Below are 18,608 nucleotides of genomic sequence, written 5' to 3' on the forward strand. Positions count from 1 at the left end.
CCGCGGCGGGGTATGGCAGTGCATGGATGGAGATGCCGGTGCGGCGGCGCCGCTCAGCAGGTTTCAGGACAGGGCATGGTAGCGGCCGTCCTGGTAGAGCAGCGAATGGCCGGCGCCGAGGCGGATCGCCAGAACCTTGCCGATGACGATGACGTGGCTGTGCCGTTCGATGGCTTCCTCGACGACGCAGTCGATCGCGGCGACGGCATCGACCAGCAGCGGCGCACCGCTGACGGCGGTGGTCCAGTCCGCCCCGCGATAGCGATCGGCGCCGCGCAGGCCGCCGCGGCCGGCGAACTGGTTGGCAAGGACCTCGTGAGTGCTGCCGACGATGTTGATGCCGAGATGGCCGTAGCGCTCGACGACGGGCCAGGTGGAGGAGGAGCGGTTGAGGGAAACCAGCATGCGTGCCGGCTCGACGGAAAGCGCCGTCGCCGAGGTGACGGTCGCGCCGGTGCGGGCCTCGCCCTCGCCGGCCGTGATGATGCTGACACCGCCGCCGAGCGTGCGCAGCGCCGCCTTCAACGCGTCGGCGTCGGCCGGCTGCTCGATCGCCGTGGTGCCGCGAATGTTGAAACGTGTGTTTTCGACATGGGCGTTCATCGTTCCCGCTCCGCTTGAGACCCCTGATGGTGATAGGGATAACAAGCGGAAGCCTGGGGCAGCAGGCACGCCATTTCTTATTTCACTATTTTTATAGAAAATATGAATTTCGATTGCGCGACGCCTGCGAGAGCGTTTGCCGCCGGGGAAAAGATGGGCCGAGCGCGCCAGGACCCAGGGTTCGGCACGATCTCAGGCGCGCCCGCGCCGCGCCGCCATCGCCGTCACCTCGACACGCATGCCGGGATCGGCGAGCGCGGCGACGCCCACGGCGCAGCGCACCGGATAGGGCTTCTTGAAATAGGCGCAGTAGACCTCGTTGAAGGCCGGGCGCTCGGTGATGTCGGTGAGGTAGATCGTCAAATGGACCACGTCGGCAAGGCTGCTGCCGGCCTTTTCCAGCGAGGCCTTCAGGCTTTCCAGCGTCGCCACGCTCTGCGTCGTGATATCGCCGGTCTCCAGCGATCCGTCGGCGCGCAGCGGGATATGCGTGGTGACGAGGAGGTCGCCGAGGCCGGCGGTGTCGGACGAGATCTCCGTCTCGTCGGTGTCCTCGATGAAGAAGGGGGCGTCGTTTTCAGCCATGGCCGATTCTCCTTGAATGCGTTTGCCGGTCAGCACGAGCGGCTTTGCCGCGTTCCGTCAACCGAAATCCGGGCTCACCAGACCGTGCCGCGCGCGGCGACCTCTTCAACCCTGGTGACGATGCCGCCGCGATGGAAGACCATGCGGTCGAACAGGTTGCTGACGACGCAGGTGTGGTTCGGCACGATGTGCACCACGCTGCCGATGGCGGGAAACGCGCCCCGGCAATCCTTGAGATCGACGACCGAATGCTCCTCCGAGAGGGAGACGATGCGCGCGCCCTCGTGGCCTTCGATCTCGCCGTAGTCGGCAAAGCCGAGCAGGTCGGAGGTCAGCGCCTTGGAACCGGCATCCAGCACCGCGCGGTCCTCCGCCGGGCGCGAGACGACGGTCGCAAGGATGTGCATGGCAAGGTCCTGCCGCTTGCAATGGCCGGCGCGCACCATGCTGCGGTCGTTGTAGACATAGGTTCCCGCGCGGTGTTCCGTGGCGGAGGGCACGAGATGGGCCTTCCAAAGGTCCGGCGAACCGCCGCTGGAGCGCACCGGGCAATCGAGGCCGCGGGCCGCAAGCAAGGTCATGGTTCTGGCGATGAAAGCCTCCACCGCGCTCGCCCCGCCGGTCGCCGGATAGGTGAGGATGCCGCCGAAGCGGAGGGCGGGCGCCGCGGCGATCCGGACCGCGAGGTCCGTCGCCGCCTCCGGCGTCTGCACGCCGCACCGGCGCCCGCCCGTATCGCATTCCACGAGCACGGTCAGCGGACGGGCGGCATCGAAGGCGCCGGCAAGGCCGTCCACGGTCGCGGCGCTGTCGGCGACCACTGCAAGGCGCGGCACCCGATCGTGCAGCGCGCGCAGGCGCCTGAGCTTCGCCGCGCCGAGAATGTTGTAGGTGATCAGGATGTCCTCAAAGCCGGCATCGGCGAAAACCTCGGCCTCGCTGATCTTCTGGCAGTTGAGCCCGACGGCGCCGGCCGCCCGCTGCGCCTCGGCGACCGCGATGATCTTGTGGGTCTTGATGTGCGGGCGGAAAGCCATGCCGTGCCCGTCGAAATAGGCCTGCGCGCGGGCGATGTTCGCCGCCAGCCGGTTCTCGTCGATGACGGGCATGGGGGTGGGGACGTCTTCGAGCGGCGTGCCGGCGTCGGGCCAGGGATAGGTCATGGAAAGCCTTCCAGTCTTGGCGCCCGCGGCGCCCGTTGGGTTGCGGTCACTATGGTATGAATGGCTTCGGGACGAAACAGAAATCCTCGCCCCCGTCTTGGGCGGGATTCAGGCCTTGCGCTCCTGGAGGATGTTGCCGCCATCGACCACCAGCACGGCGCCGTTGATATAGCTCGCCTTCGGAGAGGCGAGGAAGGCGACGGCGGCGGCCACCTCGTCCGGCCGGCCCGCGCGGCCGCAGGGCGTCGCCATGGCGGCGCGGCGCTCCTCCTCCGTGGAGGCGCCCGTGTCGATCCAGCCGGGCGCCACGGCATTGATCGTGACGCCATGCGGGCCGGCTTCAAGGGCGAGCGCATGCGTCAGGCCCACCATGCCGGCCTTGGCGGCGGAATAGGCCGTCTCGCCGGGATTGGCGACATAGGGTCCCGTCACCGACGCCACGTTGACGATGCGGCCGTAACCGTCCGCCAGCATGTCCGGCAGGTAGAGGCGGGTCGAAAGGAACGTCGTCTTGAGGGTGACGGAGATGCCGCGGTCCCAGTCCGCCTCCTCCAGCATGGCGAAATCCCGCTGCAGCGCCGGCTGTGCGAGGCTGCCCATGCCGGCATTGTTGACGAGCACCGCGGCCGGCCCCGTCGCCCGCCGCAGCGTTTCGACCTCGGCCCTGACGGTGAGGTCGCAGACATGGCCGGTCGCGGAAAACCCGTCGCGCCGCAATTCCTCGGCGCGGGTCAAGATCCGCGCGCTGGTCGCCACGAGGTGGACGGCATAGCCCTCCTCCGCCAGGCTCCGTGCACAGGCGAAGCCGATGCCGTCCTCCGCCCCTGCCCCGGTGATGATCGCCGTCTTGCGCTGCATCCGCCCCTCCTCAGTAACCGGCCGTCACGCCGAAATCGATGGAAAGGGCGGCCCCCGTGATGGGCGCGGCGTCCGGCTCGCAGAGATAGGCGACCATGCGGGCGATCTCCTCCGGCCGGATGAAGCGCGCCGCCGTCTGCTGGGGGTAGTTGGACAGGAGCTTCGCCTTGTAGCCGTCCGGGTCGCCGCCGCCATAGCGTTCCGCCTGGAACTCGATCATCGGCGTCGCGACGTCGCCGGGGCAGACGGCATTGACGCGGATCCGGCGCGGCGCGAGTTCCAGCGCCAGCGCCTTGGTCAGCAGCACCAGCCCGCCCTTCGAGGCGCAGTAGATCGAAGCGCCGTTGTTGCCGACGAGACCGGCATCCGAGGCGATGTTGACGATGGAGGCGTCGTTCCCAAGATGCGGGATGGCGGCCTGGATGAGGAAGAACGCCCCCTTGAGGTTGACGTCGAGGACGATGTCCCAGTCCTCTTCCGTCATCGTCCCGGCCGCGCCCTCGCGCCAGACGCCGGCGGCATTGACGACGGCGTCGAGGCGTCCATGCCAGGCGAGCGCCGTCTCAACGGCGGAAGCGCAGGAGGCGACCTTGCGCATGTCGAGCGGCACCGCAAGCGCCGCACCGCCCCTGGCTCGTACCGCCTCCACCGCCGCCGTCAGGCGTTCGGATTCAAGGTCGGCAAGGACGACGGCATAACCATCGGCGGAAAGCCGCGCGGCGATCGCCGTCCCCATGCCGCCGGCCCCGCCGGCAATGAGCGCTACTCGGGTCTGGTCGGTCATGGTTTCCCCTGCCTCGATGCGATGTCCTTTCATGAAAAGGATGGCGCGCGACGGCGATAGTCAACACCGCAGTTCGGGCAACCCACCGCTCAGTGGCGGCCGCCTCAGGCGGCGCGCTCGCGCCACCGGTCCTGCACCTGCAGCTTCCAGTAGGTCAATTGCGCAACCGCCAGCCCCGCGAGGCCGCCGGCCCAGACCAGGCCGAAAGGCGCAAAGAGCCTGTAGCGCTCGCTTTCCCCCAGGATGCCCTCGGCGACGACCTTGCCGCCGATCGCCGTCGTGTTGAGGCCGTGGCCGCCGAAGGCGGTGCAGTGCCAGACGCCGGGGGCCATGCGCCCGATCTGGGGCATCAGGTGGCGGGCATAGGACATCAGGCCCGACCAGGCGAGCTCCGTCCTGAGGCCGGCAAGCTGCGGGTAGGTGCCGACCATCTCAGCGCGCAGTTCGCGCACCAGCCGCTCGGCCGAGGCGGCGCGGGTGGTGATGCGCCCGCCCCAGAGCAGCCTCCGGCCATCATCGACGAGGCGGTAATAGTCGCCCGCCCGGCGGTTGTCGCCGATGGCGTCGCCCGTGGCAATCGCCGCAGCGAGAAGGTCAGGCGCCTCCTCGCTGACCATCACATAGGTGGCGATCGGCAGGAAGGCGCGCCGGAGCCGCGCATTCAGCGCCCCGGTGTACCCGCCGGTGGCGAAGACGACGTCCCGCGCCGTCACCGTGCCGCCTGCCGTCTTCACCCGCTTCTCCGCGCCCTCCAGATCCGTCCCCGTTGCCGCGGACTGCTCGAAGATGCACCCGCCGAGGCGCTCGATTTCCCGGGCGATGCCGCACAGATAATTCAAGGGGTGCATGTGGAAGGCATCCCCGTGGCGTACCGCCTGATGGTAGCGGTCCGATTTCAGCACCGCGCGCACCGCATCGCGGTCCATGTAGCTGGCGTCTTCGCCATAGCGCCGGCGTGCGTCCTCCACGTCGGCCTTGAGGCGCGCGCCGTCATCGTAGCGCAGCACGCTCATCAGGCCCGGCCGGAGCTTTGCATCCTCAAGGCCAAGGGTCCGGATGTTGTCGCGGACGAACTCGACGCCCTCCATCGACAGGAGATGCAACTCGTGCGCCGACGCCGGGCCGGCCATGCGGGCGATATTGCCCTCCCCCGTCGCATAGCCGGCGCTGACGAAGCCGCCATTGCGCCCGGAGGCGCCGAAGCCGATGCTCTCCGCTTCCAGCACCGCCACGCTCCGGCCAGCCCGCGCGAGCTGAAGGGCCGTCGAGAGGCCGGCAAGGCCGCCGCCGATGATCACCGCGTCGCAGTCGACGGTGCCGGCGAGCGCGGGGCGCGCCGCCCGGTCCGTCATGGTGCGGCGGTAATAGGTATCCGGATAGACCATGCTGCTCCCCCTCGGCATGCGATGGGTGGACTGATGCGCATCCGCTCCCCGCTCGTCAATCGGCCTTAGAGCTGATGCAGCACGAAGGGCTTGCCCTCGATCGTCTCCACCCGCATGTTAAAGCCGAAGACGGCCTCCAGCGTTTCCGGCGTCAGGATTTCCGCCGGCGTGCCGTCCGCGACGATACGGCCGCCCTTCATCGCGACGATGCGGTCGGCGTGGGCGCTTGCCTGGTTGATGTCGTGCAGCACGATGACGACCGTCTTGCCCTTGCCGTCGGCGATGCTGCGCAGCGAGCGCATCAGTTCGCGGGCGTAATACATGTCGAGATTGTTCAGCGGCTCGTCGAGCAAGAGGTAATCCGTGCCCTGCGCGAAGGCCATGGCGACAAGCGCGCGCTGGCGCTGGCCGCCGGAGAGCGTCTCGATGAAGCGGTCGGCAAGGTCGGCGAGATCGAACCGGGCGATGGCCGCATCGATAATGGCGTGGTCGGCCGCGGTGAGGCGGCCGCGGCCATGGGGAAAACGGCCGAAGCCGACGAGCTCGCGCACCTTGAGGCGGCTTGCCACCGTGGTGTCCTGCCGCAGGATGGCAATGACGCGGGCGAGCTCCCGGCCGGGCGTGCTATCCACCGGCAGGCCGTCGATATCGATGGCGCCCGTCTGGAGCGGCTGCAGCCGCGCGACGAGCGAAAGAAGCGAGGACTTTCCCGCGCCGTTCGGCCCGATCAGCGCCACGACGCCGCCCTTCGGGATCGTCAGGCTGACATCCGTGAGGATCGGCGTCGTCCGGTGCTTGAAGGAGACGTTTTCTATCCGGATCATTTGCGGCTCCCGAGGACCAGCAGCAGGAGGAAGACGAGCCCGCCAACGAATTCGATGACGACGCCGAGCGCCGTCGCGTTGCCGAGCGCATGCTGGAACAGCGTCTGCCCGCCGACGAGCACGACGATGCCGGCAAGGGCGGCCGCCGGCAGCAGAACGCCGTGGCGGCGGGTATCGACGATGCGCTCGGCCAGCGCCGCCACCAGAAGCCCGAAGAAGGCGACCGGCCCGACGAGCGCCGTGGAGACGGCGACCAGCGCTGAGACGAGCAGCAGCAGGCCCGTCACCGTGCCCGTCCAGCCGACGCCGAGGCCCGTCGCGGTATCCGGCCCCAGCGAGATGACATCGAGCACGTGGCGCGCCCGCCAGGCGATCACGGCGGCGATGACCGTGACGATGGCGGCGAAGACCAGGAGGTCGGTGCGCACGGCATTGAAATTGGCGAAGCTCGCCGATTGCACGACGGAGAACTCGTTTGGGTCGATGAGGCGGGCGAGCAGCGAATGCAGGCTGCGGAACAGGACGCCGAAGACCACGCCGGCCAGCAGCATCAGGCCCATGTCGAGGCGGCTCCTCAGCATGGGCAGCAGCAGCGCCGAGGCGAGCGCCATCAGCACCAGCACCTCCAGGCCGAACTTCAGCTGCGGATCGAGCGCCACGTAGCCCACCCCGCCGAGCAGGAAGACCATCAGCATCTGGCCGAAGAGATAGAGCGCATCGAGCCCCATGATCGACGGCGTCAGGATGCGGTTGCCGGTGACGGTCTGGAAGATCACGGTGGAAATGGCGATCGCCACGCCCACCTGCACCAGCGCCGCAAGCTTCACGAGGCGCAGTTCCAGCACGAAGGCGATGTTGCCCTTGAGGCCGATCGCCAGGAACGCGACGGCGGCAGCAAGGGCCGCGGCGGCAAGGCCGAGAAGACGGCGGTCAGGCATGGGCGCCACGCCGGAAGAGCAGCCAGAGGAAGATCGCGCCGCCGACCACGCCCATCACCGTGCCGACGGGGATCTCGTAAGGATAGCGGATAAGGCGCCCGGCGATGTCGCAGGCGAGCACAAGCCCCGCCCCGCCGGCGGCGACCCAGCCCAGCGTGCCGCGCACATTGTCGCCCATCAGGCGCGAGACGATGTTGGGCACGGCAAGGCCGACGAAGGGGATCATGCCGACGACGGCGACGGCCAGCGCCGTGATGACGGAGACGAGGACGAGGCCGATCTGCATCATGCGGGCGTAGTCGATGCCGAGCCCGATGCTCGCCTCGCGCCCCAGCGCCATGATGGTCAGCCGGTCGGCGACGAACCAGGCGATGGCGACCATCACGGCGGCGATCCACAAGAGTTCGTAGCGCCCGCGCAGCACGCCGGAGAAGTCGCCGTTGGTCCAGACGGCGAGGAACTGCAGGAGATCCGCCTGCCAGGCCGCATAGGTCGCGGCCGCGCCGATGACCCCGCCATAGACGATGCCGAAGAGCGGCACGAGGAACGGCTGGGCGGGCGGCAGGCGATGGGCGGTCGCCAGGAAGATCGAGGTGCCGAGCAGGGCCGCGCCGCCGGCGACGAGCGTCTTCACCGGCAGGGCGGCGGCGGGAAAGAGCAGCGTGACGAGGAGGATGCCGAGTTCGGCGCTCTGCGCCGTGCCGGCGGTCGCGGGCTCGACGAAGCGGTTGCGGGCCAGCGTCTGCATGATGAGGCCGGCGATCGCCAGCCCGGCGCCGCTGAGGATCGCGGCAAGCGTGCGCGGCAGGCGGCTGACGAGGAGCAGCTGCAGCGCTTCGGGATCGCTCAGCACCCGGCCAAGCGGCATCGGGCTGACGCCGACGGCAAGGCTCAGCACAAAAAGGACCGCGAGCCCGAGGCCCGCGATCGTTCCGATCCGCAAGGAGGGGTGCAGGGCGCGGGCGCTCATTTCGCGGCGGCGAAGGCCTCCGTGATCGTCGCCAGCACGCGTTCGAGCGACTGCACGCCGCCGGCGGCGATGTAGAAATCCGGCGCCGGCAGGTAGACGACCTGGCCCTTCTTCCACGCCGTCGTTTCCGCCACGAGCTCGTTGTCGAGCGTCACCCTGGCGGCCTGCTCGTTGGAGCCGACGGCAGCGGCGCGGTCGAGCACCAGAAGCCAGTCGGGGTTCGCCTCGCGGATGAACTCGAAGGACACCGCCTCGCCATGCGTCGCCGTCTCGATCTCGGCGATCGCCGGCGGCAGGTCGAGCGCCGCATGCACCCAGCCGAAGCGCGAGCCGGGGCCATAGGTGGAGACCTTCGGCCCGTTGGTCATGACGATCAGCGCCTTGCCCTTGCCGGCAACGGCGGCCCTGGCGGCCGCGAGCTTCGCGTCCAGCTCACCGGCAATGGCCTTTGCCTCCGCCGCCTTGCCGAACAGCTCGCCATAGGTCTCAAGACGCAGCTTGGCCTGCCCGAAGAGATCGTCGCCATCGATCGTCATGTCGATGGTCGGCGCGACCTTGGCGGTGACGTCCGCCTTGGCGGCGGACCGGCTGCCGACGATGACGAGATCAGGACCGAGCGCGCTCAGCGCCTCGAGGTCGGGCTCGAAGAGCGTGCCGACCGCCGTCGCGCCCGCCTTGATCGGCTCCAGCGCGGGAACGTAGAGCTTGTCCGGCACGCCTGCCGGGCGGATGCCGAGGCGGTCGAGCGTGTCGAGCGCGGCCATGTCGTAGACGGCGATGGTCTTCGGCACGCCGTCCACCGCGACCGTTCCCCGCGCCGTCGTCACGTCCATGGCGCTGGCGGGCAGGATGGAAAGGGCAAGGGCGGCGAAGGCCGCAAGCGGGCGGAACTGTTTCATGGTCTACCTGTCATTCTGGATGGATGCGAACGCTCAGCCGGCCTTGTTCTGCCACTGCCAGTCGAGCGGTTGAAGCTCCTCACGGAAGGCGAAGCGCGCGAGATGCGATTCGATCACCGACTGGGTCTGGGCGAGGTCCTCGCCGTTTTCGGCCCGGGCGGTCATGCGCAGGCCATAGTCATCGGCATCGAGAATGCCGAGGCCGCAGGCAAAGTGACATTCGCCGTGGTTTTCCGAAGCGGTGACCTCGATCTTGTGCGCGAAATGCTTGCACAGCTGCGCCAGGTATTTCCGGCCGTGGGCGGTCTCCAGATAGGCGACGGATTCGAGCATGGCCTTCCCTTTCATCCTTGTCCGGCGGCCGGCTTGCCTGCCGGCAGCGCCGAAAACATAACGTCCTTACTCATGTTTTCCCGACAAGGGAAGCCGGCCGTCAGGGCCGATCCCCACCGAACAGCGCGATCAGCCCGTCCGAGATGACGCCCTGCCAGACGAGATAGTCGTGGCCGCCGGCATAGTCGCGATAGGTGACGGGAATGCCCTTGGCCTGCAGCACGTCCCGCAAATGCCGGCTGGTTTCGAGGATGCCGGCCGAGCCCTGCGCGCCCGTTTCGAAGAGGCCGGCCGAGAGGAAGAAGCGCAGCGGCAGCGCCGGGCCTGCGGCAATCAGCCCCGCCACATGCTCCTGCCGGTCCTCCGGCGTGCCCGGCGGGCTCCACCAGAAGGAACCGGACATGGAGAGCACGTTGCCGAAGACCTCCGGATGCCGCATGGCGACGGTGGCCGAGGCAAGGCCGCCATAGCTGGAGCCGGCCAGCACCGTGCGCGTGGCCGGGATCGCCAGCCCCGTTTCCCTTGCCACCCGCGGATAAAGCTCCGTGGCCATGAAATCCGCGAAGGCCGGATTGGCCGGAAGTTCGCGCGCCCGCGCCGCCCGGTCGGGATTGGCGACGAAGACGGCGACCACCGGCGGCACCGCGCCGGCGGCGATCATGTTGTCGAGGATGCGCGGCACCGGCACGCGGTCGAGATACTGGTCGGCGTCGAAGACGAAGAGCAGGACCGTGTCCTTGCGCGCCGGGTCGAAACCGGGCGGGTAGTAGAGCGTGATGTCGCGGCGGTTGCCGAGCAGCCGGCTTTCGATCGACAGCCGGCTCAACCGGCCCTGGGGATTGCCCTTCTCCGCCAGAAACGGCTGCGGCGGCGCACCGGCCAGTTCCAGCACGGACTCCTGATTATAGGCGTCCACCGCCTCCGCCGGCCAGCGGTGCCGGTTGAGCGGATCGGCCCTGGCCGTCGAAAGGATGGCGACGCGCCGGTCGCGCGCGGTGCCGGGCACGTCGGGCACGTCGAAGGCCAGCTGATAGGACAGCCGCGTGCCTTCCGGCACCTGAAAGCTCCTGAACCAGATGTCCGAATCGCCGAGACGCTGCAATTCCTCGTGGTCGCCGCTCGGTGCGCCGAACAGGCGGATGTTGCGCTTCGCGCCGCGCCCCAGGAAGGTGACGATCCTGTGCCCCGCCGGCCCGTCCTCGACGAGCGGCGTGCCGCGGTCCGCGACCATCGCCCAGAAGGCCTCCGTCGTTCCGCCCGCCGCGACCGCGGTGGCGATCCCGGCGATGGCGGGGCTCAGATAGGCGGTCGGCGCCGGCCGCTGCTCGGCAAGGCCGACCTTGCGCTCGATGCCGAGCACATAGGCGCCCGCGCGTGCGGCCGTGACGACCAGCCGCTCGCCGGAGCCTTCGGCAACGAACTGGAACTCCGCGACGCCCCCCGCCCCTTCGGCGAGCCGGCGCAGGTGCCGGCCCTCGCTGTCCACGAGATCAAGATCGAAGGTGCCGGCCTCGACGCGAAACGCCCCCTTGAAGTAGTCGCCGACGGCCGTCCGGGGATCGAAGGCCTCCCTTGCCCCGGCCGTCGCAGCCTTCCCCGTCACCGCCGTGCCGGCGGCGAGCGGCACGGCTTGCGTCGTCTCCGCCGCAGGCGCCGGCGTCATCGAGAGGATCAAGGCCATGACGCCCGATCCGATCATCCTGCGCATCACCATTCCTTCTTCAGCGTCGCGACGATGCTGCGGCCTTCGCCATAGAAGCAGGCATAGGCGCTGGCGCAGGAGGCGACGTAGCGCTCGTCGCCGATATTCTTGACGTTGAGCTGCAGGGACAGGCCCTTCAGCTCCGGGCTCTTCGCGCCGAAATCGTAGGAGGCCATGGCGTCGAACAGCGTGACGGCGCCGACCTTGAACGAATTGCCGCCATCGCCCCAGCTTGTGCCGATATAACGCAGGCCCCCGCCGACGGTCAGCCCCTCCAGCGCGCCCTCATCGGCCGTGTAGGTCGCCCAGAGCGAGGCCTGATGCTGCGGAATGCGGGCCGGCATCTTGCCGACTTCGCTCGTATTGACGGATTCCTTGACGATCGAGTCGATATAGCTGTAGCCGGCGATCAGCGAGAGGTTGTTCGTCACCTCCGCCCGGGCGGAAAGCTCGATGCCGCGGTTGTGGATCTTGCCGACCTGCGAATAGACCACCTGGCCGAGGTCCGGGTCCCAGGCGCCGGCCACCACGTCCTTCTGCCTCAGGTCGTAATAGGCGGCCGTCAGCAGCAGGCCGGAGCCTTCCGGGGCATATTTGACGCCGACCTCGAACTGCCCGGCCGTCGTGGGCGAGAAGGCCGGGCTGCCGGCCGGCGGCAGGTAGAGCGCCGGCTCGAAGGAGGTCGCATAGCTGACATAGGGCGACAGGCCGTTGTCGAAGGCGTAGAGCGCCCCGGCCCGCCAAGTGAAGGCGCCGTCGTCATAGGACTGGTCGTTGGTGCCCAGCCGGTCGTCTATCTCGGTCTTGGCCCGGTCGTAGCGGATACCGGCGAGAAGGTTCAAGGCGCCGATCTCCACCTGGTCCTGCAGGTAGACACCCACCTGGCGGGCCGTCAGGTCCTGAAGGTCGGTGGTTGCCAGCACCAGCGACGAGAAGTCGAAGTCGCCGTAGCGCGGGTCGGCAAGGTCGATGCTCGGCCCGGCGGCGCGGCCCCATTTGTAATCACGGGTGCGATACTGGTAGTCCACGCCGCCGAGCAGCGTGTGCTCGGCGGCGCCCGTCGAGAATGTCGCCTCGATCTGGTTGTCGATGGTGAACTGGTTCCAGGTGTCCGTGCCGCCGCTCGCCGAGCGGCTGACGATCGTGTTGTTCCCGGTCACCGGATCGGGGCTGGCGCTGCCATAGACCAGCGTATGGTGCAGCCAGTCGACATGGTGGTAGCGGGCATTCTGGCGGAAGGTGAGATTGTCGTTGAACTCGTGCCTGAACTCGTAGCCGATCCAGGCCTGCTTGCGTTCCGAACGCTCGAAATCCGGATCGGACACGAAGAAGTCACGCGGCACGAAGCCGAAGCCCGGGATCGGCGTGACGGTGCCGGCCGCATCGAGGAAGTTGCGGTAGCCTGCATCCGGTTCGTTCTGGTAGCCGCCGAGGATGGTCAGCGAGGTGCCCTCGTCCGGCGACCAGGTGAAGGACGGCGCGACGGCGAAGGAGCGGTTCTTCGCATGGTCCTCCTGCAGGTCGCGCCGGAGGCCCTTCGCCGCGATGCGGTAGCCGAAGACGTCGTCGAACGTGTCGGAGATGTCGAAGCCGGCGGAAAGGTACTTGTCCGTACCGACCGAAAGCTCCACCGCGCGCAGCGGCGTATCGGTCGGCTTCTTGCTGACCATGTTGACGATGCCGCCGGGATTGGCCTGGCCATAAAGGACCGAGGCGGGGCCCGAGATCAGCTCCACGCGCTCCAGGAGATAGGGATCGATCTTCGCATACGAGAGGTCGCCGCCGAGGAACAGGCCGTCGAGATATTTCGGCACGTAGTAGAAGCCGCGCACGAAAAGCTCGTCGCGCAGGTTGGAGGCGCCGCGGTACTCGGTGAGGACGCCCGGCGTATAGCGCAGCGCCTCGGCGACGGACTGGGCGCTCTGGTCCTCGATCTGCTCCCTGGAGACGACGCTGACGGTCTGCGGCGTTTTGGAAACCGGCGTATCCGTCTTGGTGCCGGCAAGGCTCTTCTTCGCGACGTAGCCGTCAACCGGCCCGTCGCCCCGCTCGCCGGCGCCGCCCTCAACGACGATCGCTTCCAGCGCCGTGCTGCCCTGGCCTGTCGCCTGGCCGGTCCCTTGTTCCTGCGCGACGGCCGCGTTCAGCGCCAGGACGCTGGCCGCGGCAAGCAGCATGATACGACGTTGTCCGATCGACGGCGAAAGAGTGCCCCACATTTCCTGAACCCACATACGACAAGGCCGGCGCGACGGCCGGCGATTAAACTTGATTAACGAAGTCAACTATGCCAGTAGCTTGGATCGGCTGTCGACCGCAAAGACTTTCGCGGAGACCGCAGAAAACTTTGCGGAAGCGGCAGCCGGGGTCAGTTCGCGCGGAAAAAGGCGATGCAAGAGGGCGGCGTCTTGAACATCAGGATCAAACCGGAAGTTCCCCAGCACCTGTTCGTCGGCGCCATGGATGGCCCGGCAAGCTGCACGCCGGACGACAATCTCTACGACGTCTGGCCGAAATTCCTGATCATGGTCCTCCTGCAGGGCCGGCAGCATTTCGTGATGGACGGGGAACATTTCCGCATCGATGCGGGCGATGCGGCAAACCCGGAGCCGACCGTCTTCATGCTGAATGTCGGGCGAGACTGCAAGCTGCAGTTCGTCAACGAAAGCACGACGCCGCTGCGCAAGGTGATGATCTCCGCGCCGCTGCCGTGGGTCGACCGGCTGATACGCTCGCAGCCGACGAGCATGCCGAAGCTGCGCGCCTTCTTCACCCGGCATCTCGCCGAATTCAGCTTCGCCCCGAACCGCCACCTCATCCAGATCGCCGAGCACATCCTCAAGCCGCCGGGCACGATGGCGGGCGAACTCCTGACGCTCTACCGCAATTCGCACGCCTTCGACATCATGTGCCAGGCCTGCTCGGTTCTCGTCGAGGCCGATGCGACCGAACCGCACCAGCCGACGGCGCTCAGTCGCCGGCAGGGCGAGAAGGTGCGCGACTATATCCTCGCCCATGTCTGCGAGGACCTGACGCTCGACCGCATCGCGCGGGAGGTCGGCATCAGCACCTCCTCCATCCAGCGCCATTTCAAGGAGCATTTCGGCACGACCGTGTCGGACTTCATCCGCCAGGAGCGGCTGGAAACGGCACGCGCCGCGCTGGAGCGGGACGGCATTCCGATCTCGCAGGCCGCCTACCTTGCCGGCTACCGCAACCCATCGAGCTTCACCACCGCCTTCAAGAAGGCCTATGGCGTAACGCCGAAGCATCGGCGGGCGTGACGGGCGGCCGCTTGCCGGCGATAAACTTGACCTGATAAATCAAGTTAAGCTATGTCTCATGGACACACGGCCGCCGCCCGGGGCGCGGCGATTCTGAAGGGTTGGCAATGGCGGCGACGCGCGGCGATGCCGGAAGGCGGACGGGAGAGGTTCTGGCGCGCAGCGTGACACGCCGGGCCGGCGTTCCGCCCACCGCCTCCCGCTGGAGCCGCATCGAAGAGGCCGCGCCGTGAAGGAGGGAGATGCCACCTCGCTGCTCTACGCCGCCCACCGCCCTGCCCTCGTCCGTTATGCGACGCGGATCCTCGGCTCGCGCGAGGCGGCGGAGGATATCGTGCAGGATGCCTTCCTGCGCTTTTCGCCGGCCAACACCTATGGCGCCTCCGCCGGCCAGACGCTCGCCTATCTCTACCGCATCGTGCGCAATCTCTGCCTCGACCTCATCAAGCGGCGCAGGATCGAGATGAGGGAACAGGACAACGAGCCGCCGTTCTGGTCCATGCCCCGCGCCGTCGAGACACCGGAGGAGACCATGCTCGTCTCCGACGAGGTGCGGGCGATCGCCGAGGTGCTCGACCGGTTTCCGCTGGACGTGCGCGTGGCGCTCGAGATGCACCGTTTCGGTGGCTATACGCTGGAGGAAGTCGCCGCCCATCTCGGCATCTCCGTCGCCACCGCCCACCGCCATGTCCGCGCCGCGCTGGTGGAGATCGCGCTTCGGCTCGGCAATGACGCCCCGTGAAAAAAATCCGCGCGCAAATCGTCCCTACGCAGCAATCTGATATTCGGCTAGAACGCCATGCGCGGCATGGGGAGCCGGGGCACGGGTAAGAACTTGATTCAGGACGACAGCGAAAAGCGCCGCGCGATCGAAGAGGCCATGGACTGGCTGCTGCGGCTGAAGGCCGATCCCGATTGTCCGCAGGCCGCCCGGGACGTGGAGGACTGGCTCGCGCGCGCGGAGATCAACCGCGCCGCCTGGCGCGACGCGCTGAAGGCATGGGACGCCCTCGGCGAGGTGCGGCCGCGCCATGTCGACCTGTGGCCGGCCCGCCCGGTCGCGACCCTGCCCCGCCGCAGCCGCAAGCCCCTTGCGGCGGGCATCGCCCTCGCCCTTGCCGCCGCGCTTCTCGTCGTGCTCGCCGCCCCTGCCCTGATGATCTGGCTGCAGGCCGATTTTCGCACCGGCACCGGCGAGAGCCGGATAGTGACGCTCGCCGACGGCAGCGCCGTGAACCTGTCCGCCGACAGTGCCATCGACGTCGAGCTGACGCCGGAGGGCCGCCATGTGCGCCTCCTTGCCGGTCAGGCCTTCTTCGACGTGGCGCATGACGGCAGGCGCCCCTTCACCGTGGAGGCCGGCAATGCCCGGGTCGTCGTGCTCGGCACGGCCTTCGACGTGGCGCTCGACGACGCCGCGACCACAGTGCAGCTCGCCCGCGGCGTGGTCGGCATTTCCGGCGAGGGCGAAACGCATGCCGTTGCCGAAATGGCGCCGGGCGACATGGCGACGGTCGATGGCGCGACCGGCGCGATCACCCGCGCGACGGTTCCGCTGGAGGAGATCGGCGCCTGGCGGAGCGGCCTGCTCTTCGTCAACGACGTTACCGTCGACAGCGTCGTCGCGCGCCTGCAACGCTACCATTCCGCCTGGATCAGCGTGCCGGACCGCACGCTCGGCCGCCAGCGCGTCACCGGCCTCTACGACCTCCGCGATCCCGACCGGGCGCTGAAGGCGCTGGTAAAACCCTATGGCGGCAAGGTGCGTTCCATCTCCCCCTATACCCGGATCGTCTCGCGCTACTGAGCCTTTCGGAAAGTTTTCCGAAAAATTCAGGAAATTTGCCGGAAGCGTGAAAAAGATTCCCGAGGCGATCGTCTCTGCACCGGGAATGCGCGCTTCAGGGGCGGCGCATCCCGAGGATATACCGGGGGTAAAATGCGTTTGCATATCGATCGATCGACCACGTCGCGCGCCGGGGCGCGCACGCGTACCGTCTTCATGGCCAGGCTGATGGTCTCCACCGCCGCCGCACTCGTCTTCAGCCTGCCGCAGGCGGTCCTGCAGCCGGCGGCCGCCCAGGCGAAATCCGCCCGCGTCGGCACCATGGCATTCGATATTCCCGCCCAGCCGCTGGCGGGCGCGCTCAACGCTTTCGGCCGGCAATCCGGCCTGCAGGTCTCGCTTGCCGCCGCCACCTCGCGCGGGCTGACATCCCGGCCGGTCAAGGGCGCGTTTACGCCGCAGGAGGCGCTTGCCCGGCTTCTCGAAGGCACAGACACGCGCCATTCGGTCACCACCGACGGCACCGCGATCGTCACCGCCGCGCATCTCTCCCCGCTCGTCACCGGTTCCGTGGAAGACGGATCGACGACGCTCGACCGGATCACGGTGGAGGGCGAAAAGGTCGGCCAGGGCGACGTCAGTGAACTGAACATTTCCGCCAGGGACCTCGAACGCAAGAACCCCGCCACCATCCAGGACGTCTTCCGCGAGGAGCCGAGCGTCAAGGTCGGCTCCTCGCTGCCCATGTCGCAGAAGGTCTATGTCAACGGCATAGAGGAAACCAACCTTGCGATCTCCATCGACGGCAGCCGCCAGAACAACAAGGTCTTCCACCACAATGCGACGACGCTGATAGACCCGACGCTGCTGAAGGCCGTCAGCGTCGACGAGGGCGTTGCGCCGGCCGATGCCGGCCCGGGCGCGCTTGCGGGCTCCATCGTCTACGAGACCAAGGATGTCGGCGATTTCCTCCAGGCCAACGGTTACGGCGGCTTCGTCCACTCCGGCTTCAACACCAACGGCAACATCTTCACCACGGGCCTTTCGACCTTCGGCAAGCAGGACGGTTTCGAATATCTCGGCTATTTCAACATCGGCCGCGGCCAGGAGTTTTCCGCCGGCAACGGCGACGAGGTGCTCGGCACGCGCACCCATTTCCAGAGCGGCATCGGCAAAATCGCCTATGAATTCGAAAGCGGCGACCGCGTCGAGCTCAGCCACGAGGCGATCAAGGACGAGGCGCCGCGCCCGTTCCGCGCCAATATGGGCACGACGACCGGGGCGAAGCCCTGGGAGCCGCTGGTGCGCGACTACGAATTCAACCGCACCAACACGGTCTTCACCTATACGGACACGACGTCCGAGGGCTGGTGGGATCCCAAGCTGGTGCTCGCCTATGGCCGGACGAAGGTCGGCACGACGGTTTTCCTGAGGCCGGGGACCAATCCGGAAACCTATCCGGTGGCCGGCGCGACGGACACGTTCAACGGCAAGTTCGAGAACCGCTTCCATTTCGATCTCGGCACCGTCACGGCGGGCATCGACTTCTATCGCGACAGGGCGGAACTCGAGGACATGTTCGAGCCGGCGACGGAAAAGGCGAGCAATCTCGGCGCCTATGTCCAGGCACGGCTGGAGCCCTTCGAACGTGCGCGCCTCTCCTTCGGCGGGCGGGCGGATCACCAGTGGTTCACCGGCACGGGCGGCCAGGAATTCGACAATTCCGGCCTCAGCGGCAATATTTCCGCTGAATACGACCTGATTGCGGACTTCCTGACGGCCAAGGCCGGCTATTCCCATGTCTGGGCCGGCATTCCGCTGGCGGAAAACTTCATCATGAACCCGGCCTGGACCTATCTCCCGGAGCCGGAGCCGACCACATCCGACAACTATACGGTCGGCCTTCTCGCGAAATATCAGGGCTTCAGCGTCGAAGGCTCCATCTTCCGCACGGAAATGGAGAATGCGCGCGCCGCCCGATACGCCTATGCCTATGCGGCACGGCAGGTCGAATCCGAAGGCTTCTCCATCGGTGCCGGCTATGACTGGACGGACGGCTACATCCGCGTGAAATATGCCAATATCGACACGCTGATCGACGGCAAGCCGGCCGATTCCGATACCGGCACCTACCTCACGACGCCGGTCGGCGAGATCATCACGGTCTCCGCCGCCCACACCTTCGCCGACTGGGGCCTCACCGTCGGCGGTGATATCGAGATCGCGCCGAAATACGACAAGGTTCCAGACGGCAGCCCGGCCTTCAAGGCCTACCAGGTCGTCAACAGCTTCGTCGAGTACAAGCCGCCGAGCCACCAGAACCTGACGCTGCGCGCCGAGGTGAAGAACATCTTCAACGAGACCTATACCGACCGCGCGACCTATGGCCAGGAATTCGGCGAGGTGAAGCCGCTCTACCAGCCGGGACGCGCGTTCCTCGTCAGCCTGCGCGCCACGTTCTGATGACATGGCCCCGGCCGACCGCCGGGGCCTT

At 67.7% G+C, this 18,608-nt stretch carries 17 protein-coding genes; 4 read left to right on the plus strand and 13 right to left on the minus strand.

Translation table 11 applies throughout. The annotated features are described in order from the left end of the window. Window positions 1-63: 63 nt before the first annotated feature. The 13 genes from AABQ55_RS26295 to AABQ55_RS26355 form a co-directional block, all read right to left on the minus strand. The gene (locus AABQ55_RS26295; RefSeq protein ID WP_272807912.1) at window positions 64-603 is read right to left on the minus strand and encodes a flavin reductase family protein; all 540 of its coding nucleotides are present in this window, start codon (window positions 601-603) and stop codon (window positions 64-66) included. A gap of 192 nt (window positions 604-795) precedes the next feature. After that, window positions 796-1,188 (minus strand): RidA family protein, encoded by a 393-nt coding sequence (locus tag AABQ55_RS26300; protein ID WP_272807911.1) that lies wholly within the window; start codon window positions 1,186-1,188, stop codon window positions 796-798. Window positions 1,189-1,262: 74 nt separating this feature from the next. Continuing rightward, entirely contained in the window at window positions 1,263-2,351 is a 1,089-nt protein-coding gene (locus AABQ55_RS26305; protein ID WP_272807910.1) for a D-TA family PLP-dependent enzyme, read from the minus strand. Window positions 2,352-2,459: 108 nt separating this feature from the next. Continuing rightward, window positions 2,460-3,209: an SDR family NAD(P)-dependent oxidoreductase gene (locus AABQ55_RS26310; RefSeq protein ID WP_272807909.1), complete on the minus strand. Its 750-nt coding sequence runs from the start codon at window positions 3,207-3,209 to the stop codon at window positions 2,460-2,462. Window positions 3,210-3,219: 10 nt separating this feature from the next. Beyond that, on the minus strand, window positions 3,220-3,993 hold the full coding sequence (locus tag AABQ55_RS26315) for an SDR family NAD(P)-dependent oxidoreductase (RefSeq protein WP_272807908.1): 774 nt from the start codon (window positions 3,991-3,993) through the stop codon (window positions 3,220-3,222). 104 nt (window positions 3,994-4,097) lie between these two features. After that, entirely contained in the window at window positions 4,098-5,378 is a 1,281-nt protein-coding gene (locus tag AABQ55_RS26320) for an NAD(P)/FAD-dependent oxidoreductase (protein WP_272807907.1), read from the minus strand. A gap of 65 nt (window positions 5,379-5,443) precedes the next feature. Further along, a complete protein-coding gene (locus tag AABQ55_RS26325; protein WP_272807906.1) occupies window positions 5,444-6,202 on the minus strand; it encodes an iron ABC transporter ATP-binding protein in 759 nt (252 codons plus the stop codon). After that, entirely contained in the window at window positions 6,199-7,140 is a 942-nt protein-coding gene (locus tag AABQ55_RS26330; protein ID WP_272807905.1) for an iron chelate uptake ABC transporter family permease subunit, read from the minus strand. Before AABQ55_RS26330 ends, AABQ55_RS26325 begins: the two co-directional genes overlap by 4 nt. Next, on the minus strand, window positions 7,133-8,110 hold the full coding sequence (locus AABQ55_RS26335) for an ABC transporter permease (protein ID WP_272807904.1): 978 nt from the start codon (window positions 8,108-8,110) through the stop codon (window positions 7,133-7,135). The genes AABQ55_RS26330 and AABQ55_RS26335 overlap by 8 nt, the downstream gene beginning before the upstream one ends. Further along, the gene (locus AABQ55_RS26340) at window positions 8,107-9,009 is read right to left on the minus strand and encodes a siderophore ABC transporter substrate-binding protein (RefSeq protein WP_272807903.1); all 903 of its coding nucleotides are present in this window, start codon (window positions 9,007-9,009) and stop codon (window positions 8,107-8,109) included. The genes AABQ55_RS26335 and AABQ55_RS26340 overlap by 4 nt, the downstream gene beginning before the upstream one ends. A 33-nt stretch (window positions 9,010-9,042) precedes the next feature. Continuing rightward, complete coding sequence (locus AABQ55_RS26345; protein ID WP_272807902.1) at window positions 9,043-9,342, minus strand: DUF2218 domain-containing protein; 300 nt, start codon at window positions 9,340-9,342, stop codon at window positions 9,043-9,045. Between the two features lie 100 nt (window positions 9,343-9,442). Beyond that, window positions 9,443-11,050 (minus strand): alpha/beta hydrolase-fold protein, encoded by a 1,608-nt coding sequence (locus AABQ55_RS26350; protein ID WP_272807901.1) that lies wholly within the window; start codon window positions 11,048-11,050, stop codon window positions 9,443-9,445. Further along, window positions 11,050-13,221, minus strand: coding sequence for a TonB-dependent siderophore receptor (locus tag AABQ55_RS26355; RefSeq protein ID WP_272807900.1), 2,172 nt, complete (start codon window positions 13,219-13,221; stop codon window positions 11,050-11,052). The genes AABQ55_RS26350 and AABQ55_RS26355 overlap by 1 nt, the downstream gene beginning before the upstream one ends. 231 nt (window positions 13,222-13,452) lie before the next feature. Between AABQ55_RS26355 and AABQ55_RS26360 the strand changes: the two genes are divergently transcribed. From AABQ55_RS26360 to AABQ55_RS26375, 4 genes are all read left to right on the plus strand, one after another. After that, window positions 13,453-14,328, plus strand: coding sequence for a helix-turn-helix transcriptional regulator (locus tag AABQ55_RS26360; protein ID WP_272807899.1), 876 nt, complete (start codon window positions 13,453-13,455; stop codon window positions 14,326-14,328). 229 nt (window positions 14,329-14,557) lie between these two features. Continuing rightward, window positions 14,558-15,070 (plus strand): RNA polymerase sigma factor, encoded by a 513-nt coding sequence (locus AABQ55_RS26365; protein ID WP_272807898.1) that lies wholly within the window; start codon window positions 14,558-14,560, stop codon window positions 15,068-15,070. A gap of 93 nt (window positions 15,071-15,163) precedes the next feature. After that, the gene (locus tag AABQ55_RS26370; RefSeq protein WP_272807897.1) at window positions 15,164-16,135 is read left to right on the plus strand and encodes a FecR family protein; all 972 of its coding nucleotides are present in this window, start codon (window positions 15,164-15,166) and stop codon (window positions 16,133-16,135) included. A 132-nt stretch (window positions 16,136-16,267) separates the two neighbouring features. Continuing rightward, complete coding sequence (locus AABQ55_RS26375) at window positions 16,268-18,577, plus strand: TonB-dependent receptor (protein ID WP_272807896.1); 2,310 nt, start codon at window positions 16,268-16,270, stop codon at window positions 18,575-18,577. The last annotated feature ends 31 nt before the right edge of the window (window positions 18,578-18,608 follow it).

Source organism: Shinella sp. WSD5-1, from assembly GCF_963942435.1.
GTDB lineage: Bacteria > Pseudomonadota > Alphaproteobacteria > Rhizobiales > Rhizobiaceae > Shinella > Shinella yambaruensis.

What these genes read in the sequence shown, in the direction of transcription:
- AABQ55_RS26350 (WP_272807901.1), bottom strand. Translation starts at nt 11,050, where the DNA reads ATGCGCAGGATGATCGGATCGGGCGTCATGGCCTTGATCCTCTCGATG.
- AABQ55_RS26310 (WP_272807909.1), bottom strand. Translation starts at nt 3,209, where the DNA reads ATGCAGCGCAAGACGGCGATCATCACCGGGGCAGGGGCGGAGGACGGC.
- AABQ55_RS26305 (WP_272807910.1), bottom strand. Translation starts at nt 2,351, where the DNA reads ATGACCTATCCCTGGCCCGACGCCGGCACGCCGCTCGAAGACGTCCCC.
- AABQ55_RS26335 (WP_272807904.1), bottom strand. Translation starts at nt 8,110, where the DNA reads ATGAGCGCCCGCGCCCTGCACCCCTCCTTGCGGATCGGAACGATCGCG.
- AABQ55_RS26340 (WP_272807903.1), bottom strand. Translation starts at nt 9,009, where the DNA reads ATGAAACAGTTCCGCCCGCTTGCGGCCTTCGCCGCCCTTGCCCTTTCC.
- AABQ55_RS26295 (WP_272807912.1), bottom strand. Translation starts at nt 603, where the DNA reads ATGAACGCCCATGTCGAAAACACACGTTTCAACATTCGCGGCACCACG.
- AABQ55_RS26375 (WP_272807896.1), top strand. Translation starts at nt 16,268, where the DNA reads ATGCGTTTGCATATCGATCGATCGACCACGTCGCGCGCCGGGGCGCGC.
- AABQ55_RS26325 (WP_272807906.1), bottom strand. Translation starts at nt 6,202, where the DNA reads ATGATCCGGATAGAAAACGTCTCCTTCAAGCACCGGACGACGCCGATC.
- AABQ55_RS26355 (WP_272807900.1), bottom strand. Translation starts at nt 13,221, where the DNA reads ATGCTGCTTGCCGCGGCCAGCGTCCTGGCGCTGAACGCGGCCGTCGCG.
- AABQ55_RS26300 (WP_272807911.1), bottom strand. Translation starts at nt 1,188, where the DNA reads ATGGCTGAAAACGACGCCCCCTTCTTCATCGAGGACACCGACGAGACG.
- AABQ55_RS26330 (WP_272807905.1), bottom strand. Translation starts at nt 7,140, where the DNA reads ATGCCTGACCGCCGTCTTCTCGGCCTTGCCGCCGCGGCCCTTGCTGCC.
- AABQ55_RS26345 (WP_272807902.1), bottom strand. Translation starts at nt 9,342, where the DNA reads ATGCTCGAATCCGTCGCCTATCTGGAGACCGCCCACGGCCGGAAATAC.
- AABQ55_RS26320 (WP_272807907.1), bottom strand. Translation starts at nt 5,378, where the DNA reads ATGGTCTATCCGGATACCTATTACCGCCGCACCATGACGGACCGGGCG.
- AABQ55_RS26315 (WP_272807908.1), bottom strand. Translation starts at nt 3,993, where the DNA reads ATGACCGACCAGACCCGAGTAGCGCTCATTGCCGGCGGGGCCGGCGGC.